Here is a 25,936-nt window from a genome sequence, read left to right as displayed (position 1 = left end):
GGGAATTTTGACAAGCATGTCCGCAGCAGCCGAAGCCAGCGTCCTGATCACCCATGAGGTGGGACTGCATGCACGTCCTTCGGTGAAGTTCACCAAGCTTGCCAAGACGTTTTCGGCCGAGGTCGAAGTGGCGGTCGCCGCCAACGGGCCGTGGTACGACGCCAAGAGCATCGTCAAGGTGATGGCGGCGAAGGCGCCTAAAGGCACTGTGCTGCATATCCGAGCCAGAGGCGACGGCGCCGGCGAGGCGGTCGGCGCGCTGGTCGAGCTGGTGCGGCGCGATTTCGACGAAGGCAAGGACCATGCCCGAACCGCTTAGGCTGCAGGGCATTTCGGCATCGGCCGGCTATGCCGAGGGGCCGCTGTTCGACCTCGACCAGGCTGCTATGCGTTATGTCCGCAAGGCGAGTGCCGCGGACGAGAAGGCGGCGCTTGAGGCCGCCATCGGCATTGCCGCAGGCTGGCTCGCGACATTGATCGAAACCAGCGACAGCGAGGCGTCCGATATCCTCGAATTCCAGCTCGCCATGCTGGAGGACGATGCGCTGACCGCCCCGGCCTTTTCGCACATCGCCGAGGGCATGGCCGCTGATGTGGCTTGGCGGCAGGCACTCGACGCCGAAATCGCCGGCTACGAAACATCCGAGCAGGACTATTTCCGTGCCCGCGCCGCCGACATGCGCGATATACGCGACCAGGTGCTGCGCGCACTGACCGGGGGCGGCGACATTGCCGCGCCGGCGGGCGCGATCCTCTACGGCGAGGATATCGCACCGACGCGCTTCCTCGAAACCGACTGGAGTGCGGGCGGCGGCATTGCGCTGAAAGCCGGAAGTGCCGCAAGCCATGTCGCCATGCTGGCGCGCTCGCGCGGCGTGCCAATGATAGTAGCGCTGGGGCCGGCCGAACTCGGTGCTTCGCCGGCTCACCTTGCCGAAATCGCGCTGCTCGATGCCGAACATGGCGGCATCGTATTGGCACCTTCGAAAGCGGAGATCGCCATATTCCGGCGATCGTCGTTGTCTTTCGCGGCGCATCGCGGCAAAGCGGCAGCCTATCTGACAAGGCCTGCGGCAACGAAGACCGGCATAGCGGTCCGGGTGCAGGTGAATATCGCCGATCCGTCCGATGTCGACAGCATCGATGCTGCGACGTGCGACGGCGTCGGGCTGATGCGGACCGAATTCCTGGTCGGCAAGACGCTGCCGGACGAGGAGACGCAATATCGCGCCTACCGCAAAGTGCTGGAATGGGCAGGCGACAGGCCGGTGACGATCCGAACCGTCGATGCTGGCGGCGATAAGCCTGTGCCGGGCCTGACCGTCGAGGAATGTAATCCATTCCTTGGCCTGCGCGGGATCAGGCTGTCGCTGGCGCGTCCGGAGGTCTTTCGCATACAGATCCGCGCCTTGCTACGTGCCGCCATGCACGGCAATCTGAAGGTGATGTTCCCGATGATCGCCGTCCCGGAAGAATATGAACGCGCGACGGCGCTGTTCGCGGAAGAGCAGGCTGACCTTTTCGCGCGCGGCATCGCGCACAAAATGCCGCCGCTTGGCATCATGGTCGAGGTGCCGTCGGTGGCCATCGTACCGGAGGTATTCGCCGAGGCCGCTTTCTTCTCGATCGGTTCAAATGATTTGACCCAATATGTGATGGCCGCCGCTCGCGACAACATTTCTGTCGCACATCTGAATTCCGTCAGGCACCCGGCCGTGCTCCGGCTGATCGCCTCCGTTGCCGCCTTCGGCCGCGAGCATAATATCCCGGTCAGCCTGTGTGGCGATGCCGGCGGCGACCCCGCCTCGATCCCGGCGCTGCTCGAAACCGGCCTGCGTGACCTCTCCGTCGCTCCCGCCCAACTCGCGATGGCCAAGGCGGCCATCGCGGACGTTTCGATCTAGGGCCCCGGCATGGCAGACAAGGCGTCGCAATCCGGCCCCGAAGAGGCTATCCGCGCCTACAAGACGATCCTGTCGCAGGTGATCGACCAGCGCCCATCCGGCATGCGCCAGCGCCTCGCCGACGCGCTCGGCAAGCACCGCAGCTTCGTCACGCAGATTTCCAGCCCGGCCTATTCGACGCCGATACCATCGAAGCATTTGCCGGCTATCTTCTCCGTCTGCCATTTCAGCCCGGCCGAACGTGATCATTTCCTTGAAGCATATCATCGGGCGCATCCGGGAAAGATGTCGCTGGCCGCAGGCATGCGCAAGACACGCCATGTCTCGCTGATCGTTCCCGATTTCGGCGACGATAAGCAGAATGCGGCGCTCGACCGGGCGGTCAATGATTTCATCCAGAAGATCACCAGCATCGCCGGCAAGGGCAGCTGACGCTGGGCTATTTCGGGAGGACAGCCATGAAGAAATTTCTGAATTCGGTCGACACGGTGCTGACCGAGAGCCTCGACGGCTTCGTTGCCGCGCATGCCGACATTCTGGCGCTTGGCGAGGAACACAAATTTGTCCGCCGCAAGCTGCTCAAGTCGGGCAAGGTGGCGCTGATCTCCGGCGGCGGCTCGGGTCACGAGCCGCTGCATGGCGGGTTCGTCGGACATGGCATGCTGGATGCCGCCTGCCCCGGCCAGGTGTTCACCTCGCCGACGCCGGACCAGATGATGGCGGCGGCCGATGCCGTCGACACGGGCGCCGGCTGCCTGTTCATCGTCAAGAACTACGAGGGCGACGTGATGAATTTCGACATGGCCGCTGAAATGACGGAAGGCGTTATGCAAATCGTCACCAATGACGACGTTGCAGTCGAAAATTCGTCCTACACCACCGGCCGGCGCGGCGTCGCCGGCACGCTGGTGGTGGAAAAGATTGTCGGCGCCGCAGCCGAGCAAGGCATGGCACTGGAGCCGTTGAAGGCGCTCGGCGAGCGCGTCAACGGCGCGACGCGCTCGATGGGCGTGGCGCTGACCAGCTGCACCGTGCCGGCGGCGGGCAAGCCGACCTTCGACATCGGCGACGGCGAGATGGAGTTCGGCGTCGGCATCCATGGCGAACCGGGAAGGCGGCGCGACACGTTGAAGAGCGCTGACGCCATCGCCGAGGAGATCTGCACCGCGATCCTCGGCGATCTGGGCGACAGCGCCAGGGGTCAGGCACTGCTCTTCGTCAACGGCTTTGGCGGCACGCCGCTGATGGAGCTCTATCTGATGTACAACAGCGCCCGCAAAATCTTCGAGAAGCACGGCGTGACGGTGGCCCGTTCGCTGGTCGGCTCCTATGTCACTTCACTCGACATGGCCGGCTGTTCGATCACGCTGAGCATGCTCGACGATGAGGCCGCTGCATTGTGGGATGCACCAGTGCATACGGCCGCGCTGCGTTGGGGTATGTAGCGCCATGGCGGGGATATCTCAGAAATAGTCGGTGACAAGATCGACATCGGCAACGCCGCGCATCGTCAGACAGTTGCCCTCCTCACCCAAGGTAAGATAAGGAATCGGCGGGGTTTGGGGAGTTGCGCATGCGTTACAATTGGGATCGGGCGCCGACGGGGTTCGAGCGTCATGGGAAGATGTTTGCAGCCGCCTTGCTGATCGCCGGCGGTGTCGGACTTATGCTCGCTGCGCTGCCGCTTTAGGCGGGCAACTCGGGTACAGGACTGTTCAGTGCGCCGTTTTCAACGCGTCCGCCCGGTCACGGCGATGAAACGGCGGTCACGCCCTTCAAATCCCTGGCTGAAGCGCTGCACGAGCACGACAAGCACGCCTGGTTTGCCGTCAGGGGTGAAGGCGTAGGATTCCGACAGGCTGTAGGACGTCGGGCAATTCCTCGGACCGGGTACGGCCTTGTCCTCGTGCAGCACCTTGATCGGCTTACCGTCCTGATCCTGCAGCGTCAGGCGGAAACCGAGCGCCTTGCCGGTCGTCTCGCCTTGCTGCGCCCCGTCGAAACTCGCTGAACAATCCGCCGTGCTGTCGGCAAGGATCTGGTCGAGCTGGAAGGTCGAGATGCCAAGCTCGTCATGGGTCGGCGAAAGCCATTTCTGCGAGACCTGCTCGAGACGCGCAATGTCGTTGTAGTCGACCATGTCGTCTGGAAAGGTGAACTTGTCGAAGGCAGTCCGCTCGCCGCGCGGCGCTATGGCATATTTGGCCAGCAAGGGCGCCGCCTGCTCGGCGGCCTGTGCCCTCGCCTGCGCAAGCGTCAGCGTCGCATCCTCCATCTCGTCGACGATGAGGATCGGCTTGCCGCCGACGAACTCATCGGTGCGGGTGTCGATGATTTCGATCTCCGACCAGCCCGAATCCGAAGCACCGGCGTCGAGCGTGCCGTATTGCTCGAAGGCGAAATAGTTGCCGTCGGGCGAAAAGCCGATGATGCGCCGTGCCGCCGCATCGCCGGCCTGAGCAGCTGAAGCAATCATCAGGGCCAGCGTCGCAACGACAGCAAATCCAAGCTCGTATCGCAGTTTCATCGCGCCCTGCCCCCAATGTCGAAAATTCGGCCGATATCAGCCCGTAGACCACGAGGACCCCTGCACTTGCCGTCAAACTAGAACGACGGCAAACGAAAAGCACAAATACATGGTTACAGAAAGCAGCATACGCTATTTCAACGGCAGCAAACATTTCTGGGGAGGAAGCTGGATGGCGTCACGCTACCACGAGGTCTATGACGGCTGGAAACGCGACCCGGAAAAATTCTGGGCCGATGCAGCGAGCGCAATCGACTGGTTCTCGCCCTTTGAGACCGTTTTCGATGCCAATGCCGGCGTCTATGGCCGGTGGTTCAATGGTGCCTCATGCAACACCTGCTTCAATGCCGTCGACCGCCATGTGGCGGGCGGCCGTGCCGACCAGATCGCGTTGATACATGACAGCGCGATTTCCGGGACCATCAGGAAATTCACCTATGCCGAGTTGAAGCGCGAGGTGGTTGCGCTTACCTCGGTGCTCAAGAATCGCGGCATTCAAAAGGGCGATCGCGTCATCATCTACATGCCGATGGTGCCGGAAGCAGCCTTCGCGATGCTCGCCTGCGCTCGCATCGGCGCCGTGCATTCGGTGGTCTTCGGCGGCTTTGCGTCGCATGAGCTCGCCACCCGCATCGACGATGCCAAGCCGAAGCTGATCATCTCCGCGTCCTGCGGCCTGGAGCCAGGGCGCGTCGTTGCCTATAAGCCGCTGCTCGACAAGGCGATCGAGATGTCGCGGCACAAGCCCGAAACCTGCCTCATCCTGCAACGCGACCAGCTGCGCTGCGAGCTCAGGGAAAATCACGATATCGACTATGCCGACGCCGTGGCGCGCGAGCGGGCCGCCGGCGCCAATGTCGAGTGTGTTCCGGTGCTTGCCACCGATCCGCTTTACATCATCTACACGTCGGGCACGACCGGCCAGCCGAAGGGCATCGTGCGCGACAATGGCGGCCATATGGTCGCGCTGAAATGGTCGATGGAAAACGAGTTCGGCGTCAAGCCGGGCGAAGTGTTCTGGGCGGCTTCCGATGTCGGCTGGGTGGTCGGCCATTCCTACATCGTCTACGGCCCGCTGCTGCATGGCTGCACGACCATCCTGTTCGAGGGCAAGCCGGTCGGCACGCCCGATGCCGGCACCTATTGGCGGGTGATCGCCGAGCACGCTGTCGTAGCGCTGTTCACCGCGCCAACCGCCTTCCGCGCCATCAAGGGACAAGACCCAAAGGGCGAATTCGTCCCGAAATACGACCTGTCGAGGTTCCGCACTTTGTTCCTTGCCGGCGAGCGCGCCGATCCGGAAACCATCAAATGGGCGGAGCAGAAGCTGAACGTGCCGGTAGTCGATCATTGGTGGCAGACCGAGACCGGCTCGCCGATGACCATCAACCCCGCCGGACTGGGCCTGCTGCCGGTCAAATACGGCTCGCCCGGCGTGCCGATGCCCGGCTACGACATCCGCGTGCTCGACGATGAAGGCCATGAGGTGAAGCGGGGCGCGCTCGGCAATGTCGTGGTCAGATTGCCGTTGCCCCCCGGCTGCCTGCCGACGCTGTGGAACGCCGACGAGCGGTTTCGCCAAGCCTATCTCGAGGAATTCCCCGGCTTCTACAAGACCGCGGATGCCGGCATGATGGACGAGGACGGCTATCTCTATGTCATGGCTCGCACCGACGACATCATCAATGTCGCCGGCCACCGGCTATCGACCGGCGCCATGGAGGAGGTTCTGGCCGCGCATCCCGACGTCGCCGAATGCGCCGTCGTCGGCATTGCCGATGCTATGAAAGGCCAGGTTCCGCTCGGCTTCGTCGTGCTGAATGCCGGCGTCGACCGCGACGCCGGTATGATCGAAAACGAGGTGGTCGCCTTGGTGCGCGAACGGATCGGTCCGGTCGCCGCCTTCAAGACGGTGGTGACGATCAAGCGCCTGCCGAAGACACGCTCCGGCAAGATCCTGCGCGGCACCATGCAGAAGATCGCCGACAAGGAGGAATGGACCATGCCGGCAACGATCGACGATCCGGCCATCCTCGACGAGATCACCGCCGCACTGAAGGGCCGCGGTATCGGCCTGTAAGGACTCAAACCCGACGGCGCAAATCATCCGCGGCCGGACGTTTCCGGTCGCGTCGCGCTGCATCCCGTCGGCATCCGAAGCTCCGGTATGGAACGACCGGTGCCAGACGTGGTATCCACGCGCTGCGTCGCCATGTTGTTTCGAGATCGAGGCGCATTCATAGCCATACGAGACGCCATTCGTGACCCTGTTCCAGCCATCGAGAAAGCCCCGGACCGCGGCGCGCCAGCGGCTCGAGATCGATATCCAGGACACAGTCGTCTATGCGATCGGCGACGTGCATGGCTGCTATAAGGAGCTTCGCTCCCTGGAGCAGAAGATCCGGCTCGATTCTGCGTCTTTCGAAGGGCGCAAGCTGATCATCATGCTCGGCGACTACGTCGATCGTGGGCCTCAGTCGGCGCGTGTGCTCGATCATCTGCTGGCGCCGCCACTCCAAGGCTTCCAGCGCATCTGCCTTGCCGGTAACCACGAAGTCGTGATGCTGAACTACCTCGACGGGATCCTTTCGAGAGAGTCGTGGCTGGCGATAGGCGGCCTGCAAACGCTGTTTTCCTACGGCGTCGACCCGTCGCGCATGGCCGATCTCTACGGTTCAAGCGAGGAGGTCGACAAGCGCATTCGGGAAATCATTCCAGCCGACCACATCAGCTTCATGCGCGCGCTGCCGGTCATGGTCTGTTCGGCGAAATTCGTGTTCGTTCATGCCGGCATCAGGCCCGGCATCGACCTCGCCGCGCAAGACGAGGACGACCTGCTGAATATCCGTTCGGACTTCTTCGAAGCCGCGCATCTTCTCGACCGCTATGTGGTGCACGGGCATACGCCGGTCGAGGTTCCGAAGCTCGAGGGACGCCGGCTTGGCATAGACACCGGCGCCTTCCAAACCGGCCAGCTGGCCGCCCTCAGGATCGTCGACAACCGCGCGAGGCTGATATTTTCCTAGAGCGGGAAGGTCTCAAGCCGCCTGCTCATGAGTGGGTGTAAAGCGCTGGGTTTGTCTTGCTCGCTCGGACGCCAGCAGCGTCGCATATCCCAACCGTGATGGCTTAAAACACTGCGAGGTACTTCAGCAGCGAAATGATGCCAATAATGATCACGACAATCTGGGCAATCTGACGAGTGCGACCATCAAGCGGCAACCGATTGACCAGATACAGCACCAGAATTATGACAAGGAAAGTGATCAGAATGCTGATCAACGGAGTGCCGGCCATTGTCCCTCACTGTATGAAACGTAGAAAAAAGCCAGCACACCGCATCGTGTGAAGATTGCCCATGCTTGTTCGAGCCGTAGCACCTGACAAGTGATTCGAACAGCCTGGCTGGCGGTGTCGAAGGCTGTCTGGCACGCCACGGAATCTTAACCTCTTTAAATCGTTTTAAATCCGAGAAGGGATATCAACCATTCCTTCAAAGGAGATTTATGAACAAGATATTATCCGGTTTGCTCGCGGCCACGTTGTCAGTTTCATTCGTGACGGCAGCCGGATCAGCCGACGCAGCTCAAATGTTTCTGCCGCAGGCACCTTCTGTTTCGTCCGATGTGGCGACGGTCGACTACAAGCCCGTGGATGAAGCGGAAATTCAACCGCAATCGCAATTTTTCGCGCAACGATGGCGTGAACTGGAACGGTCATCGCGGCTATCGTGAATACCATCGCGGTTATCGCCGTCATGGTGACTACTGGTTTCCGCTGGCGGCCTTCGCTGCCGGCGCGGTGATCAGCGGCGTGATCATCAACAACAACCAGAACCCGGTCGATCGCGGCGATTCGCATGTACAGTGGTGCTACGACCGATACCGGAGCTATCGAGCTTCAGACGATACATCCCAGCCTAGCTATGGCCCTTGGCAGCAGTGTAATTCGCCGTACTGAAACGTAAGGTTTTTGACCGCATCAACAACCTCGCATCGCGCGGGGTTTTTCGTAGCGGCGCCAAGGCGGCGATGGAAAAGCGAAAGTAGCGTGGATCTCGGCTTGAGTGTCTATTCCAGACGGAATTCGACAGCGTGCGCTTCAGCCTCGGCAATGAGGCCGCCGTCGACGGCGGCTTCGAACGCTTTGGCAAAATACTGATCATCGGAAGTCTGGTGATCCTGGCCCGAAAGATCGATCGGATACGCGCCGACCACCCGGCCCGTAATTTTCTCGACTACCGTCACGGTCCGCTGCATTGGTTGTTTCTCCAATTAAACGCAACCTATAGCACAGAGAATAGGAACATCAGCGACAGCCGCTAGCGAGCGGCTTCGAAAAATTCGAGCTACACCACCTGATGGGATGATCTTCAAGGCGCAATTCGGACAACCGCTTGAAGCGTACGCCAGGCGACCAAGCTATGCTGCTTTCGGCATCCGCGACGTGAATGTCGCTCTGGTAATGGCAATCGTCGTGCCAGTATTGCCCGTGACCGTGTCAATGCGTGCTTCAAGCTGTTTGACAAGCGCCTCGACGATCGCTGTCCCCAGTCCCGCACCTGGAATGTCGCGAACGGGTTTGCCCCACCCGTTGTCCGATACGGTCAACTTCCAATCCTCCGCATCGGTCTCATAGGTCACCAAGATCAGCGCATCGACCTTTTCTGTCGAGAATGCATACTTGATGGCGTTGAGAACGAGCTCGGTCACGATCAGGCCAAGGCTGACCGCCTTCTGGGAGTCTATCCTTCCATTTTCCGCCATAACGTTTACAGCAATAGCCTGTGCTTCCCCGATCATCGAAGCGGCCAAACTGCTGCAAAGCTTGGACAGATAAGAACCAACCTCGATTTCGTCGGCACCGGTTGAGGCATGGAGATGCCGCTGCACTTCTGCTACCGACAGCACGCGTTGATGGGCATCCTTCAGGTGCTGCCGCGTTTCATCTGAGGTGACGGACCGAGCCTTCAGCAGCAAAATGCTGGCGATGATCTGCAAGCTGTTGGCGACCCGGTGCTCCATTTCGCGCAGCAGCACATCCTTCTGCCGCAGCAGGTCTTCGGTGCGGCCGAGAAGTTCTTCCTTTTCCCTTTCTATGGCGCGGCGCGCCGTGATGTCATTGAAGGCGAGCAGGATGGTCGCGGCTGAACTGTGGTCGTAAAGGACCTTCCGCGCGTTGAGCAGCATCGTGCGCCGGCCGATATCGGGGAAATCATGCTCGACCTCGAAGCCGTCCATGGCGGTCTTCTCGGGAATGATCGTCTCCAAGAGCAGGTGAAGCGCTGGAATGTCCCACTGGCCGTCGCCCAGCGCGTAGAGCAGCGAGCCGTGCGTCTGCTCGGGGTCGACCCTGAAGGTCTGATAGAAGGAGTGGTTGGCCGCCAGCACGCGAAAGTTCTCATCGAGAACGAGGAAGGGTTCGACCATCGTATTGACGATGGCCTGCGCCAGCGTCTGCGCGTCTTCGATATTCGCAATGGGATGGAACATAGGCTTCGAGGCCAATCCAGGGGCTGTTTCCCCTTGATTTTCTTTCTACCGGGTCGCCAAGCACCTGTCGCGAATTGAATCGGCCTGACACGAGTGAGCGGCCGGTCCGTGCGCACAATTGTTTTAGGAATGGCCTTAGGACACCCGAGGCACTAACACCGGCTCGATGATTCCAGCACTCGACCTCCCGGAAAATACTCTCGAGCTCGACGATGATGCGCTGTTGGATGTCGTGCAGCGGCAGACGGTGCGCTATTTCTGGGAAGGCGCGCATCCCGTCAGCGGTCTTGCCCGCGACCGGCAAAAGACCACAGGTGATCCTGCCAACGATCTGGTGACGATCGGGGGGGCCGGTTTTGGCATTGCAGCCATCATCGTTGCGGTCGAGCGGGGATGGATCGACCGCACCGCGGCTTTGCTGCGATTGCACGGCATGCTCGATTTCCTGGAGAACTCCCCGCGCTACCACGGCGTTTTTCCGCATTTTATCAACGGGCGAACTGGTGCGACGATCCCGTTTCGTCGCAAGGACGACGGCGCTGATCTCGTCGAAACCACCTTCCTGTTTCAGGGTCTGATTTGCGCCCGTGAGTATTTCGCCGGGATGACAACTGGCGAAGTGCGCCTGCGCCAGCGCGTGGACGCGCTGTTGCTACAGGCCGAATGGAACTGGTTTACACGCGGCGCTCGGCAACTCATGTGGCATTGGAGCCCTAATTTTGGCTGGGCGATGGACAGCCCGATCAGGGGTTGGAACGAATGCCTGCTCACTTTCGTGCTGGCGGCGGGATCGGCGCGCCACCCTATTGATCCGGGAATCTATCACGAGGGTTTTGCTGTAGGACCTGGCTTTCGAAACGGGCGCGACCATGACGGGATCGTGCTGCCGTTGGGAATGAATTCTGGTGGCCCGCTCTTCTTTTCGCACTATTCTTTCTGCGGGCTCGATCCCCGGGGCCTAAGTGACCGCTACGCCGATTACTGGCAACAGAACGTCAGTCATACGCAGATCAATTATCGGCATTGCGTTCGCAATCCCCATAGCCATTTGGGATATGGACCGGACTGCTGGGGTCTGACCGCGAGCCATGGGCCGCGAGGATACGTCGCGCATGCACCCGACAGGGACTTTGGCGTGATCACTCCGTCTGCTGCCCTGTCGAGCTTTCCCTATGCCCCGGCGGAGGCGATGCGCGCACTGCGTGGCTTCCTGGGCAAGCCTCGAAAACGCATATGGGGCCGCTTCGGCTTTGTTGACGCGTTTTGCGAAAGCCGCAACTGGTACTCCCGAACCTATCTGGCGATCAATCAGGGGCCGATCATCGCGATGATCGAGAACCATCGTACAGGGCTGTTGTGGCGGCTTTTCATGAGGGCGCCGGAAGTGCGCAGAGGCTTGGAGAGGCTTAGCTTCATCAGCAAGCATCTCAGAATGTCAACACCCTAATAGATCTTTGCGACGCCGGGTGATTCCGCTTCGGTGCAAAAATGCTCGAAACGCGCGGACCGCACTCAGGCAGCCGCCTTTGTGCGCGCTTCCGATTTTTCCAGATAATAGCTCGAATATTTGTCGAAGAATTTTTCCGAGCCGCCGATCGCGCCATACTTGGCGAGTTTCTTCAGCTCGACCTTGTTCAGGACCGCGCCAATGATCTTCTTCGCGATATAGGGTTCCGAGCTCAGCATCGATTGCACCATCGCACGCGGCGTGCGTCCCCACTCGGTGACCAGCACGAAGCCGTCGACAAGCGGAGCGAAGGCCTTGGCGTCGACGACGGGCCCGAGCGGCGGCAGATCGACGATGATGTATTCGAAGGTTTCCTTGGCGTTGTCGATGAAACGCCGCATGCCGGCTGAAGACAGAAGCTCGCTGGTATGCGAAAACTGGCCACGCAGGACGGCCGGGATGATCGCCAGTTTGGTCTGCCGGTCGATCTTGCCGACCGACTGCCAGGTCTGCCCGCTCACCACCGCTTCCATCAAACCCTGCTCGGCCTCCATGCCGAGGCTGCGGCTGAGGCCGGGATTGCGCAAGTCGCCGTCGATCAGCAGCGTTTTCGATCCGTTGGCGGCAAGCAGCCCGGCAAGATTGGCCGCCACCGTCGACTTGCCTTCGCCGGGAAGCACCGAGACCACGCCGATGACCCGGCTGCCCTGGCCTTCTATCACGACGTCAAAGGCGATCTTTGCGTTGCGCAGCGTCTCGGAGAACATCGATGCCGGTGCATCAACGGTTACCCGCATGCGCGCACGTTTTTCGGCTGCCGACAATGTTTTGGAGGGCTGGGATTTGGAGGACCTGGCGGTCTTGGATTCAACGACTTTGACGTCAGGCTGACCGCCATTGCGCTGGTCATCCTTGCCAGCCTTGCCGATGACCGGGAGATAGCCGAGGAATTTGAGGCCGACACGGTCGCGCACATCCTCGCCGGTCCTGAAGAAGCGTTCCCTGAATTCATTCAGGCCACCAACCCCGGCCCCCATCATTATGCCAAGCGCCAGCGAAAGCCCCAGCACGATGGCCGTGCGCGGGGTTGCGGCCGACTGTGGCATCGTCGCGTCCGAGATGACCCGGATCTTGCCGACTGGGAAGGATTGCTGTTGGGCAGCCTCCTCATAGCGGTTCAGGAACGTCTGGTAGAGCGTCGAGAGCGCCGTGGCCTTTTGGTCCAGCTCACGCAGCTTGACCTGCGACTGGTTGTCGATGGAGCTCTTGCCAGCCGCCAAGGCGACATTTGCGCGGAGCGCGGTTTCGCGCGCCAGAGCGACCTCGTATTCGTTGCGGTAGCTTTCGGTCAGTTGCTTCAGCTCGCCGAAAATCTGCGCCGATATGTCGGCCTTCTCCTTGGCGAGCGCGACGGCCTGCGGATGTTGCGGGCCGAAATTGGCTTCGACGTCCTGCTGCCGCTTGGCGACTGTGAGATAGCGGTTCTTCAGCGTCGTGATGACGGAGCTGCTCGGCTGGTCGTTCGATATCGCGGCGTCCTTGAACGCATTGTCCGAGCCGCTTTCGACGATCGACTTGTACTGCTGATAGCGGGCGCCGGCACGTGCGGTATCGGCCTGTGCGACGATCAGCTGAGTGTTGAGATCGGACAGTTGCTTGTCGCTGATCAGCTGGCCGTCATTGACGGCCAATCCATGTTCGGCCCTGAACTTTTCGACCGCCAGTGCGGCCGCCTGGGAGCTCTCACGAAGCTCGGTCAGCCGGCCCTGCAGCCAGACAGCCGCCCGCTCGGTCGCGTCGAAGCTGGCATCAAGCTGATCGGCGAGATAGGCGTCGGCATAGGCCTTGGTGATGGCGGTCGCAAGCGCCGGATCCGTCGCCTGAAAGGAGATGCTGATGACAAAGCTTCGGCCGATCCGCTCGGCATCGAGTTGGTTCTGCAGTTTGAAGATTGCGTAGTCGCGGGACGACGACGATGCGGTGATAGCGTCACGCGTCGCGGCATCAAGCTGAGTGACATCGGTTGTGCTCGCGGCGCGCTTGGGGCGGACAGACTGGATGATACCGCGTACAAAGCTTGCGACCTTAGACAGGGCCGATGTCGGAGGGTTCATGAAAGCGTCGTTCTGATCGAGCTTCAGCTTGTCGACGACCACCCCCGCCAGCCTGGCCGACTGTAGAATTTCGATCTGGCTCAGAACGGCGGAGTCGGTCTGCATGCTGACCGACGCCGCCGAAATATCGTCGACGACCTTGTTCAATCCTTCGTCGATCAGCACGCTGCTCGTCGCCACATAGGTAGGAGGCGTGGTCTGCAAATAGAGCACGCCGAGAAAGAGACCGATGATGGCGCAGGCGGCAACCACTTTCGCCTGCCGCGCGGCCATGCCAAGCAGACGCTCGATGTCGATGAAGTCTTCGGCGTTTGCCGCACTCGAAGTCGGCAATGGCGTCCTCTTGTCGACAGGAAAATTGGCATAGTTCATCTTCGGTCCAATTCTAGTTTGCAGGCGCTACCGCCTCGAAGATCGGCACATAGGGTGCAAACCTTGCGCCGGACAGTGCGCGTTACGCGCGGCGCAACGGCCTGTCCTGCGTCATCAGCCGCACCCACAATGCCTCGAAAAAATGGACATTATGCGGCTTCTTCCCGACGCTGATGCGACCGGACGAATTCCTGCAGCATCTCGAAGATCGGACCCTTCATGTCCTCACGCGCCAGCGCGAAAGCGACATTGGCCTGGATGAAGCCCTCCTTCGAACCGCAGTCGAACATGCGGCCGTTGAAAGGCTGGGCGAAGAAGGCCTGCGTCTGTGCGAGACGCACCATTGCGTCGGTCAGTTGGATCTCGTTGCCGGCGCCGCGTTGCTGGCTGCCCAGCAGCGAGAATATCTCGGGCTGCAGGATGTAGCGGCCGTTGATGTAGAAGTTCGACGGCGCGTTGGCCGGTGCCGGCTTTTCGACCATGGCCGTCACCTCGAAGCCGGTGCCGACATCCGCGCCGCGCCCGACAATGCCGTATTTGTTGGTCTCGGTCGGATCGCAACGCTCGACGGCGATAACGTTTGCGCCAGTCTGCGCATAAAGATCGGCGACTTCGGCAAGACACCCTCGCCCGCCAAAGGACACCATATCCGGCAACAGCAACGCGAAAGGTTCGTCGCCGATGACCTCTCGCGCGCACCAGACGGCGTGGCCGAGGCCTTGCGGCGACTGCTGACGGATGAAGCTCGTCGCGCCGGCGACGGGAAGCAGGCTCTCGAGTGATTCGAGCTGCGCCTTCTTGCCGCTCTGCTCCAGGGTTCCGATCAGTTCAGGATGCAGATCGAAATAGTCCTCGATCACCGCCTTGTTGCGGCCGGTGACGAAGACTATGTGCTCGATGCCGGCCTCGAATGCCTCGTCCACCGCATATTGCACCACAGGCTTGTCGACCACCGGCAGCATTTCCTTCGGCATGGATTTGGTCGCCGGCAGGAACCGCGTTCCAAGCCCCGCCACCGGTATGACTGCCTTCCTGACTTTTTTCATTGCATGTTCCTTCTGAGGAGATCGATTTCAACCCTGTCGCAGGCGGCGAAATTTGTCTTCATTCGCCTGCAGCCCTTTACCTCCCCGCCACCACGGCAAACTGTGCCGCTACCCTTCGCAGCCGGACGGCGATCGGCATGCTCATATGCCGAACCGCCGCCGGATCGCTGAGCGCCGTCCATATCGCCTTGAGCGGGGACCGCGCCTTGATGTGCTGAACCAGCGACAGGAATGATGCCGCCCGCCGCAGGCTGCGAGCGCGCCTGGCGAACGCCGCCGCGGCCGCAGCATCCATGGAATGGGTCGCGGCGAAGGTGGCATCGGCCCGGCGCATCGCCTCGACGTGATGAAGTTCGAGCACCCGGGAGATGGAACCGGTGCGAATGTGGTAAATATAGCCCGTGGTCGGCTCGACCACGCATTTGCCGCCTTTGGCCAGCGCACTGGCCAGGAGGATATAGTCTTCGCCAATGATCAGGCTTTCATCGTAACGAAGCCCGTTCTCGTTCAGGAACCGGCGCTGGAAGATCGGCTTGACGTAGCCGAGATTGAACCTCGATTCGAAGAGGACATTGCCGCCGATGAAATCCGCCAGCGAGATTTCACCGAGGCCTTCCAGATAGTCGGCCGGGAACATCGTCTCTTCGGCAACGCCATCTTCGCGAACGACCTGCAGATTATCGACCGCGATCTCGGCGCCCGCTTTCTCCGCGCGTTCGATCATGGTGCAGATTCGCCCGGGATAGACCGCGTCGTCCGAATCGAGAACCGCGACCCACCTGCCGCGGGCAAGCTCAAGGCCGGCGTTCCTGGCGCCGCCGGGGCCACGATTTTGCTCAAGCGCGACAACGCGTACGATATCTTCGGGGTAGGATCTCGCCAGGTCGAGCGTCCGGTCGCGCGACTTGTCGTCGACGACGATGACCTCGACGCTGACATTGCGCTGGGCGACGGCGCTGGCAATCGCCCGATCGATGGTCGCCTCGGCATTGTAGGCGGCAATCACGAAGCTCACGTCAGGCTGCACGCTTGCCCCCTTGCTGCGGCGAAGACAGGCCGTATTGGCGGATTTCACGAACCCCGACGAGGCCGCTGACGACGCCGACATGCATAATGCCGCGAAGGACGCTGCGGTTCCGTCGGACGGGGTCGATGGCGACCGGAATTGCCGACAGGAAACTATAGCCGGCCTTTGCCGCGGCAATGCCGACCTGCTTGAGCCGGGAAAGGCCGCGCGCGTTGCGCCCCAGGAGGTGACCATGCGTCTGCCCGACGCGGAACCGGCGGCGGCCGAGCCAGTCGAATGCCGCCCTGGCAGCCGGCACCACTTCATCGACCCAAGCCTCTGGCGAAAAGGCGATACTGCCGCCGGCCTTGACCATCTGGTCGAAGAATTCCGTATCTTCGCCGCCGGTCTGGCCACGTGCCAGGCTGAAGCGCCGGCCGCGCAGGCTCTCAGCGCCAATTCTGAGCAGGACGTTGCAGGTGTAGCCGGTGCGGATCTCGCCGCGCACCCAGACCGGCAAGGTCGAGTGGAAATCGCCCTTGCGCATCCAGTCGGGCGCTTCCGGCCGGTAACGGGCTCGCACCGGTCCGAGCACGGCCGCAGCACCAGTTGCTTCCGCCGTCGCCAGCAGTTCGGCAAGCCAGCCGGCGGTGGCCGTCTCGTCGTCGTCGATGAAAGCAACAAAGTCCGATGCGCTGGCATCGAGGCAAGCGTTGCGGGCGATCGAGATGTTGCGGGCCGCGGCGTGCCGGTAGGTCACCGGTAGCTTCAGCTCCCCAGCCAGCTTGGCGACCAGCGGCTCGGCCGTCGGCGTATCGTCGTTGTCGGCAATGACGATACCGACAGCGTATTCCGCAGGCATATCCATGGCCGCTATCGAGCGAAGCGTGTCGGCAAGCTCCGGCCGGCGAAATGTGCAGACGCAAATATCGATGCTTCGATTTTTCTTGACCGGGTCCATCACGCTACCCCGCGCTGCGGTCGCGGTGCTAGCAGCTGCAGCCAGAAGCCGACCGACCAGCCGAAATGCATGACCATTGCCGAGACCCCGGCAAGCGCAATGTCGGGTTTGCGCTGACTGACCGCGGTCCAGAAGCCGTAGCCAAGGCAGACCGAGACCCATAGCAAAAGCGGCACGGCCGCCAGCCAGTGGACGAAGGAAAAGGCGGCGAGAGGAACCACGGGAAACACCAGAAGCGGCACCATCTGCCGGATCTTCGGGATCATGCGGTGCTTGAGAACGTTCTTCGCCCGGCCGCGGCCATAGCCGAGATACTGAAAATAGAGGCCCTTCAGCGAGGAGCGCGGGTAGTAGACCATTTGTGTCTTACCGGTCATCCAGATCCGGTAACCGGCCTGACGGAGCCGATAGTCGAGTTCGGCATCCTCATTGTGGCTGAACGTCTCGTCATAGCCGCCGACCGCGGTGAAGGCCGATATCCGGATCAGCGCATGGTGGCCATGATCGACCCATTCCCCCGCCGAAAGGTGCCGATGCTTGGAGCCGCCGGTGCCGAGCCTGGAATTCTGGGCCGCGGCCGCCGCCTTCTGCACCATGCCGCTGCCACTGGTCAGCATCGAGACGACGACCGAATCCGCCCCGGTGGCCTGCGCTTCTTCGACCAGCCGGTCGCAATAGTCGGCGGGATAGCCGCCATGCGCGTCGATGCGAATGAGATAGTCGACGCCCTCCCCGAACCTGGCAACGGCGAGATTGATCGCCGCGCTCTGCAAGCGCTTTTCATTGTGGAGCAGGACCACCCGCTGATCTTTTGCGGCGATATCCGCGACGATCGTCCTGGTGCCGTCCGTACTGCCGCCATCGGCAACGATGATCACGGCGCCCAGCCTCTTGGCCGCAGGGCGGAGCTCTCGAAGCAACGCGCCGATATGGGGCGCTTCGTTCAGGCACGGAACCACGATCATGCAGGATGGGAGCGTTTCGGGTTGCGTCATCGGCCGTCCTTCTATGCCAATGCTTCGGCAGCATATGGACCGGGCGCCGCGGCAAGGCCGCGGAGTTTTTCGACGAGCGCCCGGCAATCGGCGCGGTCGTAGCTCCAGGTGCGCGGATTGCGGGCGAGAACACGTGCCCTCAATGTCTCGAACCGATGCTGCTCCATGGTGCCGAGGGCAGCTTCGAGCGCCTCGGGCGTGGCTTCTGGCAAAAGAACGCCGATGCCTTGCCGATCGAGGAACCGGCCGGTCTCGGTGTTGCCCATCGAGATCGGCACGGCTCCGAAGCGGCAGCCCTCATAGAGACGGTTGGGCAGCAGCCATTCGGAATTCAGGCCCTGCTCAAAAAAGTCGATGGCCCAGGAAAAGTGAACCTCGCGGTAGATCGCCGCCATATCCTCCGGATTGCGATAGGGTCCGCCAAACGAGAGCCAGGGTTCCGATTCAACAAAACCGTGGAAATCGGGAAATTCGGACAACGCCGGGCGGCCTCTGAGGACGATTTCGAAGCGGCCGTCGAGGCGGCGCGAAAATTCGGCCAGAAGCTCCAGGGAGCGGCGGCAGCGGAGCGCCCCGAACCAGCCGATTCGCCAAGGCGGCGCAACAGGATTCTCCTCCGTCATGCGGTCATCCAGGGAAGCCGCGGCTGGCTCGAAATACTTGTTTTCGAGCAGTTCGACCGGCGCGGCAATCTGTCCGAACGGCTTGAAATAATTGGCGATGAAGGCCGGAGAGCTGGTCACCAGAAGCTTCACATCCCTGGCCAGGAAGCGTTCTGCGCCGCGCATCGCCCAGCCCAGCGGATCGTCGCGAAGCAGCAGACGATGGATGTCGAGGCACTCGTAGACAATCGGCACCGTTGCCTGGAAAGCCGACCTGGCCCGCCGGGCAAGCGCCAGCATTTCCAAATTGCGCGCGATAATGAGGTCGGGCCGTTGCATTGAACCCAGCTTGGAGCCGGTCGAGACCACCGCCTTCATGATCGCCGCCAGACGCTGGGCGAATCGGCCATCACGCGTCGGGCCGAGATCGATCGGCTGCAAGCCCTCGACATCAGCAACCGCGCTTGCCGTTCGACGAAAGCCCGCCAGCGTAACCTGGGCGCCGCCTGCCTTGAGCATTATGATCCGCCGGCGCACTGCCGGGTCGGAGACGTCGTGTACCAAGTACAAGACATGCAGCATGAAAACTCGACCGCTGTTGGCCCGCCCGCGACAATGCTAGTACAGCTCTTGCTGCATCGCAACATTTTTGGTTGCAGCGTAGCAAAGATCCACATTTTTTGTTGCACTGCAAAATCGATGGGTTAATCTCGCTCTGCTTGGGCCGCATGGACCGCGCGTTGGCCCTGCCATTGGGCTGCGCGCCAATAATCACGACGCGAGGACCATCCTTGGCGTGCAGCATTTTCGGCCAACCCGCACCTCGGCATCCGTCGACCGAACCGCGGGACTACTCACGAAATGAGGTCATTCAATGAAGATCGCGGTTGAAAACACCGTCTGCCTGAATACCGGAGACGCAGCGATTCTCCTGGCGATTCGCCATGTTTTCAAGACGATCGTGCAGGACGATATCCAGTTCTACGTCTTCGACAGCCAGCCGGAGGTGGCGGCGAGGCTCTACACGAAGAAGGAGTATCCAGATCTCGAATTCCACAAGCTGCTGTCGGAATCGCTGTTCCGCTACAAATACGGCAGTGGGCTGAAGAACCTGTTCAAGCCGATCTACAATCGGCTCGTACTCAATGCCCTGCGGCGGTTCGGCATCCGCGGCGTTCTCGGGCGTTTGTTCAGCTCAAGCAATCGCCGTGGTCTCGAGATCTACAAAGACGCCGACCTCGTGGTCACGACAGGCGGAACCTATCTCGTCGAGACCTACAATCTGGAACGGCGCCTCAATCAATTCCGGATCGACGCGATTCTGGCCAAGGACCCGGTCTTCTTCACGCAATCGCTCGGCCCGTTCAACAAAAGTTACAATCGCCAGGAGTTGAGCCCGATCTTCGACCGGAGCCCGCTCATCCTGCTGCGCGACGAACGTTCGCGAGGCCACATTGTGGACATGGTGAAAGACCCCGGCAAATGCCATGTCGTGGCCGACGCCGTCTTTGCGCTGGCCGATACCGACAGGATCGGAAGTTTTCTGGCCTCCGGCCAGTCGGCGACTGTCACCGGCCGCGTCGCCATTTCCGTCCGTCACTGGAACTATGTCAGCGACGGCGAGGGTGGCATGCGCCGCTACATCGACTCGATCCGCGAGATCGCGACCATCCTGGTCAGGGACCACGCCAAGCAGGTGACCTTCGTCTCTACCTGCCAGGGCGTGCCGGAATACGCCCATGACGATTCCAAGACGGCGCGGGCGATCGTTGCCGAACTCGATCCGGAGATCGCCAAGCATGTGAGCGTGGACGCTTCGTTCCACACGCCGGAGCAACTGATGGCCCTGGTGAAAGGCTTCGACTTCGTCGTCGCGACGCGCATGCACATGATGATCATGTCGCTCTGCGTCGGCACGCCGGTGCTGCCGATCGCCTATGAATTCAAGACCAAGGAACTCGCCAAGCGGATCGGCGTCGCCGACCTGCTGCTCGACATCGACACGGTGACGCCCAAGGAAGCGAGCGAGAAGCTCGGCAGACTTACCGCCAATCTCGACCTCTATCGCAGGACGAGCCTTCAGGCAGTGCTTGAGGAGCATGCGTCGGCGATGTCGGCAGGTGAGCTTTTGAGGCCGGTGATTGCCGGCCTAGCGGGCGTTGCGCATGGCGCTGGAAAGCGTGGTGAACAGGGCGCTGCGCGACTGGCGAAGGGCAAGCATGAGGACCAGTCCGATCGAATAATTGAGGGCAACCGCCAGGACCACCGCGAGCAGGTCTGACTGGCTGGTCAGCGATGCCGGCAATTCCCGGTACACGGACCAGGCAAGCAGCGATGACGCGATGAAAAGCCCCTGCATGACCAGGAAGTCGGCTGCGGTCACCGGGCCGACCCGGTGGACAAGAACGGCAAGCACCGGGACGCGCAGCACATAGCCGCTGATCGCGTAGGCCGCCGCGACACCGACGGCGCCCCAGTGCAGGCCGATGATGAAGGCGGCGACCGTCGTCAGCGACGAGTAGATGCCCCAGTGGAACATGGTCTTGGTCTTGCCCTGGCAGATGAAGATCCATCCGGTGGTGCTCGAGACGGACTGGATCAGGCTGGCGATGCCCAGCCAGGCGAAGATCGGCGCCACCGCTGTCCAGCGCTCGCCGAAGAGAAGCCCGACGACCTGGTCCGACGTCAGCGTCAGCGCCGCGATGCCAGGCATGGTGATGGCCGCCAGCATCCAATTGGTCCGCACATAGATGTCGCGAAACCGCGCCTTGTCCTCATGGATGCGGCTCAGCAGCGGCACCATCACGCGTGTCAGCGGCTGGTTGATGTTCTGCAGCGGAAACAGCAGGAGCTTATAGGCGCGGTCATAGTAGCCGAGTTCGATCGCGCCCGAATATTTTCCGATCAGGATGTTGTCGAGATTGCGCGAGAAGAAGTTGGCCAGATTGAAGCCGGTCAGATTGGCGCCGAAGGACAATATGTCGGTATCGACCTTCAGGTCCGGCCGCGACGGCGTCCAGCGCGCCACCTGCCATGCCGCGGCCAGCGCGACAACAGCCGAAACCGCCGGGCCGATGACCAGCGACCAGTAGCCCAGTCCCGCATAGGCGGCGATTGCGGTAGTCGCAAGTCCGGCAGCGGCGGTTATCACATCGTTCAGCGCGAGCTGGCCAAAGCGCAAATGACGGTTCATCAGCGCCAGCGGCACCGCGGCGAGGCTGCCAAGAAGCAGCGGCAAGGCAGAGCCGATGGTGATCCCGACCATGCGTTGATCGCCGTAGAAGGCGGCGATGGCGGGCGCCAGGCATGCCACCACCACGGCACTGCCCAGCCCAACCAGCGCACTGATCCAGAATACCTGGTTGAGCTGTTCGGTGCTGATGTCCTTGCGCTGAACCACAGCCTGCTGCAGGCCTAGGTTTTGAAGCAATCCGACAAAGGCCACGATCGGCCCGACGGAAGCCACGAGACCAAAATCCTCGGGGACCAGCAGACGCGCAAGCACGATGACCGAGAGAAACTGGATCGCCATCTTGAAGCCTTGCGCGCCGATCGTCACCACGCCGCCGCGCAGAGCGACGCGACCGAACTGGGGGGGCGGGTTGGCGTTCATGCCGGGCGCCTGGCTTCGGCCAGTTGAGCAACGATCTGCGCAAAACGTTCGTTGAGCAGGTCCGCGTTGAAATCCTGCTCGATCTTGCGGCGCGCCGCACGTGCGATGCGCTCGCATTTGTCCGGGTTCTCGGCCACCCAGACAAGCTTGCGGGCCAACGCCGCAACGTCTCGCTCCGGTGCGAGGAAGCCTGTCTCCTGATCCTCGATCAACTCGGGGATGCCCGAGTGATAGGTGCTGACAACAATCAGCCCGGCGGCCATAGCTTCCATCAGCGCCACCGGAATACCCTCGAGATCGCCGTCCTGTGCAGCAACGCTGGGCAGCAGGAATACGTGGGCGTCGCGCAGGCGCTGCTTGACCTCGGCGTGCGGGCGCGGCCCGAGGAAAGTCACCATGTCGGCAACGCCGAGATTTGCGGCGAGCTTCTTCAACTCTTCCAGCAATTCGCCGCCGCCAATCACCGTATAGACCCAGTCGCGCCGCGGAAGGCCGGCGAGGGCGCGCAGGGCGAATTCGATGCCCTTCTTTTCGGTCAGCCGGCAGACCGAGATGAAGGACAGCGTGTCCCGGTCCCAGGAACGCCAATGATAGCTGATCTCGCCCGGCCGCACGCCCATATGGTGAACCATGACTTGCGCGGCAGGCGCGCCGACGCCGATCAGGGCGTCGCGGAAAAACGCGTTCACCGGCAGCTGGAGAACGCCCTTTTCGAAAACAACCTTGTAGCGCGCGAGCGTGTCGTCATGCAGCGGTTCGCCGACATCGCGGCCGTGGAATATGGTTACCAAAGGAGCGGAAATCCGGCCTCGTTTCATGGCGCGGGCAACGCGCATGCCGTTATTGCCGAAATGCGCGACGATCACATCGGCGTTCTGCAATTTGCGCGCAAAGGCGATGTCGATAACGGTCGAGAGCTTATCCCAGAACCTGCCCGACCATCTCCTGAGCGTCGGGCGAAAGCGCCCCAGTCTGCCCCACCAGCAGACGACCTTGCCAGGCAGCGCCTGCCAGCGGCGATCGTCGATGTTGCTGTCCTTGCCGAACGACGTCTCGTTGCAGACGACGCCGACTTGCATGCCGCGCTCGAGGCACCCTTCTATCTGGTCGAGGACGAAGGTCTCCGACAAAGAGGGGAACTTATCAACTACGAAGCAAATCTTCATCGAATGGACGATCTTTCGAGGCCGGTCGGCGATCTGCTCGCGCGGATGAGGGCTGAAGCCCGTCGCCGCCGTGCGAGGCGCCCCAAGCGTCTGGTGTTGTGCGTGCCGTTGTCTCAAAGCAGCTCCCACCCCGGTCAGGCGCGAGAGCCGGCTTTTGGGCAACGTGTATGGTTTTGGACGAAATGCATCAGGCGGCATGCTCCAGCGCGCCTTGCCTGGCGTTGTCGAGAACGCCGAGGAAGGTCGCGAACTGAATGTCTGGATTCATTTGCGGCCGCTCCGAAAACAGCCGCGCCGCCGCCGACAGCCTGTCGTACTCGGCCTTGTCGCTCCATAGCCGCCTGACCGCGGCGACCCAGTCGTCGAGCGGTGCGTCATAGTCAAGTACAACGCCGCCGGCGCCGATCGCTTCCGGCAGGCCGCCGCGGCGGGACCCGACGACCGGAATGCCGCTGCAATGGGCCTCGGATGCCACGCGCCCCCAGGCCTCTTCCCATTTGCTGGGCGCCAGCAGGATCTTGGTGCGGCCATAGACCGTCTTCATGTCGCTGGTACGGCTTTCCAGCCTGACGTTGCGCAGCGGCGCGATGGTCCGTTCGATCTGCGCCCGGTGGTCGTCGTCGAGCTTCCAGCTTTCGACGAACAGAAACGGGATTTCGGGGCATTGGCCGGCGATGCGCACGGCGAGTTCGAACCCTTTTTCATTGTAAGGGTTGATCAGCGTGACGAATTCGCCGGTCTTCGGGGTGCTGTAGAGCCCGGGATTGATGGTCGGCGGAATCACGGTCGAGTCGATGCCGAACCTTTCCTTATAGGTGCGCGCGGTGAATTCGGAGTTGGCGATATAAAGCGCCGAATGCAATTCGCGCAGGTCGCCGGCCAGCTCGTGGAATTCGACGTTCCGCAGATAGACCACCAGCGGCACGCCGAGCGCCTGCAGCGCCTTTCCGATCGGCACCGATTTGTGGCACTGCACGACGGCGACATCGGGATCGAGCCGTTCGACCGCGAAGCGCGCCGCCTCCCAGGGAAACCATGCCCGCACGACCGGATAGCCGGGATAGCTGTCGATGACCGCACGCTGGCGAAGCAGCTTCATCTTGGCGCGCGCCTTGAAGCCGAACATGCCATCACCGAACAGTGCCGCCAGGACCGAGGCGTCATGACCGTGCTCGCGCAGCTGCTCGACCAGATGGTGCGTGCTCGACTGAACGCCACCGCTGAACTGCGGCGTGTAGCCGTTGCCGCCTGCAAACAGAACTTTCATGGACCTGGCTCCTTGCTGGACCGCCCTATCGTCACGCCGCCATTCTGCCGATGCTGTGGTATTCGATGCCGTGGCGGGCGATGACCTTGGGGTCGTAGAGGTTGCGTCCGTCGAAGATGACGGGCGTGGTCAGCGCGTCCTTCAAAGCATCGAAGGACGGCGCACTGAAGCTCTTCCACTCGGTCACGATCAAGAGCGCGTCGGCACCTCGCACAGCGGCCTCTTTGGTGCCGCACAGCTGCAGGTCGTCGCGCAACCCGTAGATCGCCTGGCATTCCTGCATCGCCTCGGGATCGTAGGCTTGCACATTGGCACCGGCGGCCCAGAGCGCCTCCATCAGCGTGCGGGCCGGGGCTTCGCGCATGTCGTCGGTATTGGGCTTGAAGGCCAGGCCCCACAGCGCAAAGGTCTTGCCCTTGAGATTGCCCTTGAAATAGCGGTCCACCTTCTCGAACAGGACCGACTTCTGCTGGTTGTTGCGCTCCTCGACGGCACGCAGCAGCTTGGCGTCGAACTTGATGGCTTCGGCGGTCTTGATCAGGGCGCGCACATCCTTCGGGAAGCACGAGCCGCCATAGCCGAGGCCCGGATAGATGAAGTGGTAGCCGATCCGCGGGTCGCTGCCGATGCCCTTGCGGACCTCCTCGATGTCGGCGCCCAGTTGCTCGGCCAGGTTGGCCATTTCGTTCATGAAGCTGATCTTGGTCGCCAGCATGCAATTGGCCGCGTATTTGGTGAATTCGGCACTGCGCACGTCCATCACGATCATCTTTTCGTGGTTGCGGTTGAATGGCGCATAGAGCTCGCGCATCACCGCCTCGGTGTCCTCGTTGCTGGTGCCGACGATGATGCGGTCGGGCTTCATGCAGTCGCTCACGGCGGACCCTTCCTTGAGGAATTCCGGATTGGAGGCGACGTCGAAAGCCAGATCCTCGCGCCCGCGCGCCTTCAGCGTCTCGGCGATCCTGGCCTTTATCCTTTCGCAGGTGCCGACCGGCACGGTCGACTTGCCGACGACGATCTTGGGCGCGTCCATCTCACGACCGATGGCCTCGGCGACGGCCAGCACATATTTCAGGTCTGCCGAACCATCCTCGCCCGGAGGCGTGCCGACCGCGATCATCTGGATCTGGCCATGCTTGATCGCCGCGGCGGCGTCGGTGGTGAACTTGATGCGGCCGGCGGCATGGTTCTCCTTGACCATGTTTTCGAGCCCAGGCTCGAAGATCGGGACATGACCCTGGTTGAGCCGCTCGACCTTTTTTGCATCGATGTCGACGCAGACCACCTGATGGCCGACTTCGGCAAGCACCGCCGCCTGTACAAGACCGACATAGCCGATTCCAAAGACAGTCAAATTCATTCGGTTTCATCCCTGTTCAAGGCTTCGGGGCCTGTTCGAGCTTCGGGCTCGGACCACCTTC

At 61.7% G+C, this 25,936-nt stretch carries 22 protein-coding genes and 1 pseudogene; 9 read left to right on the top strand and 14 right to left on the bottom strand.

Features of this window, described 5'->3' with window-relative positions:
• Positions 1-16: 16 nt before the first annotated feature.
• From NKG95_RS24670 to dhaK, 4 genes are read left to right on the top strand one after another with little or no spacing between them, the layout of a single operon-like run.
• Positions 17-319 carry an HPr family phosphocarrier protein gene (locus NKG95_RS24670; RefSeq protein ID WP_352640693.1) on the top strand — a complete coding sequence of 101 codons (303 nt, stop codon included), beginning with the start codon at positions 17-19 and terminating at the stop codon, positions 317-319.
• Positions 303-1,904 carry a phosphoenolpyruvate--protein phosphotransferase gene (gene ptsP / locus NKG95_RS24665; protein WP_353042792.1) on the top strand — a complete coding sequence of 534 codons (1,602 nt, stop codon included), beginning with the start codon at positions 303-305 and terminating at the stop codon, positions 1,902-1,904. Before NKG95_RS24670 ends, ptsP begins: the two co-directional genes overlap by 17 nt.
• Before the next feature lie 9 nt (positions 1,905-1,913).
• The gene (locus tag NKG95_RS24660; RefSeq protein ID WP_292659375.1) at positions 1,914-2,336 is read left to right on the top strand and encodes a hypothetical protein; all 423 of its coding nucleotides are present in this window, start codon (positions 1,914-1,916) and stop codon (positions 2,334-2,336) included.
• A 26-nt stretch (positions 2,337-2,362) separates the two neighbouring features.
• Entirely contained in the window at positions 2,363-3,349 is a 987-nt protein-coding gene (dhaK, locus tag NKG95_RS24655) for a dihydroxyacetone kinase subunit DhaK (protein ID WP_353042791.1), read from the top strand.
• A gap of 284 nt (positions 3,350-3,633) precedes the next feature.
• On the opposite strand, the gene NKG95_RS24650 is transcribed toward dhaK, so the two are convergent.
• A complete protein-coding gene (locus NKG95_RS24650; RefSeq protein WP_352522584.1) occupies positions 3,634-4,431 on the bottom strand; it encodes a DUF2259 domain-containing protein in 798 nt (265 codons plus the stop codon).
• Between the two features lie 172 nt (positions 4,432-4,603).
• On the opposite strand from NKG95_RS24650, the gene NKG95_RS24645 reads away from it, so the two are divergent.
• Together NKG95_RS24645 and NKG95_RS24640 are read left to right on the top strand one after the other, a co-directional pair.
• Complete coding sequence (locus NKG95_RS24645; protein ID WP_353042790.1) at positions 4,604-6,511, top strand: propionyl-CoA synthetase; 1,908 nt, start codon at positions 4,604-4,606, stop codon at positions 6,509-6,511.
• 181 nt (positions 6,512-6,692) lie between these two features.
• Entirely contained in the window at positions 6,693-7,457 is a 765-nt protein-coding gene (locus NKG95_RS24640) for a metallophosphoesterase family protein (protein WP_353042789.1), read from the top strand.
• A 103-nt stretch (positions 7,458-7,560) separates the two neighbouring features.
• Here the strand turns inward: NKG95_RS24640 and NKG95_RS24635 are convergent, their stop codons facing one another.
• A complete protein-coding gene (locus NKG95_RS24635; protein WP_023717974.1) occupies positions 7,561-7,728 on the bottom strand; it encodes a Thivi_2564 family membrane protein in 168 nt (55 codons plus the stop codon).
• A gap of 357 nt (positions 7,729-8,085) precedes the next feature.
• On the opposite strand from NKG95_RS24635, the gene NKG95_RS24630 reads away from it, so the two are divergent.
• Positions 8,086-8,391 carry a BA14K family protein gene (locus NKG95_RS24630; RefSeq protein WP_502913983.1) on the top strand — a complete coding sequence of 102 codons (306 nt, stop codon included), beginning with the start codon at positions 8,086-8,088 and terminating at the stop codon, positions 8,389-8,391.
• 110 nt (positions 8,392-8,501) lie between these two features.
• Here the strand turns inward: NKG95_RS24630 and NKG95_RS24625 are convergent, their stop codons facing one another.
• Together NKG95_RS24625 and NKG95_RS24620 are read right to left on the bottom strand one after the other, a co-directional pair.
• On the bottom strand, positions 8,502-8,690 hold the full coding sequence (locus NKG95_RS24625; RefSeq protein ID WP_353042788.1) for a hypothetical protein: 189 nt from the start codon (positions 8,688-8,690) through the stop codon (positions 8,502-8,504).
• Positions 8,691-8,852: 162 nt separating this feature from the next.
• Positions 8,853-9,923, bottom strand: coding sequence for a sensor histidine kinase (locus tag NKG95_RS24620; RefSeq protein ID WP_352640702.1), 1,071 nt, complete (start codon positions 9,921-9,923; stop codon positions 8,853-8,855).
• Between the two features lie 166 nt (positions 9,924-10,089).
• On the opposite strand from NKG95_RS24620, the gene NKG95_RS24615 reads away from it, so the two are divergent.
• The gene (locus tag NKG95_RS24615; RefSeq protein ID WP_352860126.1) at positions 10,090-11,370 is read left to right on the top strand and encodes a glucoamylase family protein; all 1,281 of its coding nucleotides are present in this window, start codon (positions 10,090-10,092) and stop codon (positions 11,368-11,370) included.
• Between the two features lie 65 nt (positions 11,371-11,435).
• Here the strand turns inward: NKG95_RS24615 and NKG95_RS24610 are convergent, their stop codons facing one another.
• The 6 genes from NKG95_RS24610 to NKG95_RS24585 form a co-directional block, all read right to left on the bottom strand.
• Positions 11,436-13,856: a polysaccharide biosynthesis tyrosine autokinase gene (locus NKG95_RS24610; protein ID WP_353042787.1), complete on the bottom strand. Its 2,421-nt coding sequence runs from the start codon at positions 13,854-13,856 to the stop codon at positions 11,436-11,438.
• Between the two features lie 149 nt (positions 13,857-14,005).
• Positions 14,006-14,902 (bottom strand): UTP--glucose-1-phosphate uridylyltransferase GalU, encoded by an 897-nt coding sequence (gene galU / locus NKG95_RS24605; protein WP_352483974.1) that lies wholly within the window; start codon positions 14,900-14,902, stop codon positions 14,006-14,008.
• Positions 14,903-14,978: 76 nt separating this feature from the next.
• Positions 14,979-15,929: a glycosyltransferase family 2 protein gene (locus tag NKG95_RS24600; protein ID WP_352790637.1), complete on the bottom strand. Its 951-nt coding sequence runs from the start codon at positions 15,927-15,929 to the stop codon at positions 14,979-14,981.
• Positions 15,919-16,869, bottom strand: a complete 951-nt coding sequence (locus NKG95_RS24595; RefSeq protein WP_353042786.1) for a glycosyltransferase family 2 protein — start codon at positions 16,867-16,869, stop codon at positions 15,919-15,921. The genes NKG95_RS24600 and NKG95_RS24595 overlap by 11 nt, the downstream gene beginning before the upstream one ends.
• The gene (locus NKG95_RS24590) at positions 16,869-17,864 is read right to left on the bottom strand and encodes a glycosyltransferase family 2 protein (protein WP_353042785.1); all 996 of its coding nucleotides are present in this window, start codon (positions 17,862-17,864) and stop codon (positions 16,869-16,871) included. Before NKG95_RS24590 ends, NKG95_RS24595 begins: the two co-directional genes overlap by 1 nt.
• Positions 17,865-17,875: 11 nt before the next feature.
• Positions 17,876-19,048, bottom strand: coding sequence for a glycosyltransferase family protein (locus NKG95_RS24585; RefSeq protein ID WP_023717982.1), 1,173 nt, complete (start codon positions 19,046-19,048; stop codon positions 17,876-17,878).
• A 292-nt stretch (positions 19,049-19,340) separates the two neighbouring features.
• Here NKG95_RS24585 and NKG95_RS24580 point away from each other — a divergent pair.
• Positions 19,341-20,393 (top strand): annotated as a pseudogene (locus NKG95_RS24580) (polysaccharide pyruvyl transferase family protein); the annotation flags it as partial.
• A gap of 222 nt (positions 20,394-20,615) precedes the next feature.
• Here NKG95_RS24580 and NKG95_RS24575 read toward each other — a convergent pair.
• The 4 genes from NKG95_RS24575 to NKG95_RS24560 all read right to left on the bottom strand — a co-directional run bounded on the left by NKG95_RS24575 (position 20,616) and on the right by NKG95_RS24560 (position 25,875).
• Positions 20,616-22,079 carry a lipopolysaccharide biosynthesis protein gene (locus NKG95_RS24575; protein WP_353042784.1) on the bottom strand — a complete coding sequence of 488 codons (1,464 nt, stop codon included), beginning with the start codon at positions 22,077-22,079 and terminating at the stop codon, positions 20,616-20,618.
• Positions 22,076-23,362: a glycosyltransferase gene (locus NKG95_RS24570; RefSeq protein ID WP_353042783.1), complete on the bottom strand. Its 1,287-nt coding sequence runs from the start codon at positions 23,360-23,362 to the stop codon at positions 22,076-22,078. Before NKG95_RS24570 ends, NKG95_RS24575 begins: the two co-directional genes overlap by 4 nt.
• Positions 23,363-23,432: 70 nt before the next feature.
• Positions 23,433-24,512: a glycosyltransferase gene (locus tag NKG95_RS24565; RefSeq protein WP_353042782.1), complete on the bottom strand. Its 1,080-nt coding sequence runs from the start codon at positions 24,510-24,512 to the stop codon at positions 23,433-23,435.
• A gap of 31 nt (positions 24,513-24,543) precedes the next feature.
• Positions 24,544-25,875, bottom strand: a complete 1,332-nt coding sequence (locus tag NKG95_RS24560) for a UDP-glucose dehydrogenase family protein (protein ID WP_352917968.1) — start codon at positions 25,873-25,875, stop codon at positions 24,544-24,546.
• Between the last annotated feature and the right edge of the window lie 61 nt (positions 25,876-25,936).

The organism is Mesorhizobium sp. M1423, from assembly GCF_040317575.1.
Taxonomy (GTDB): Bacteria; Pseudomonadota; Alphaproteobacteria; order Rhizobiales; family Rhizobiaceae; genus Mesorhizobium.
Note: the sequence above shows the minus strand (reverse complement) of the source record. Positions and strands in the feature narration are given on the sequence as shown.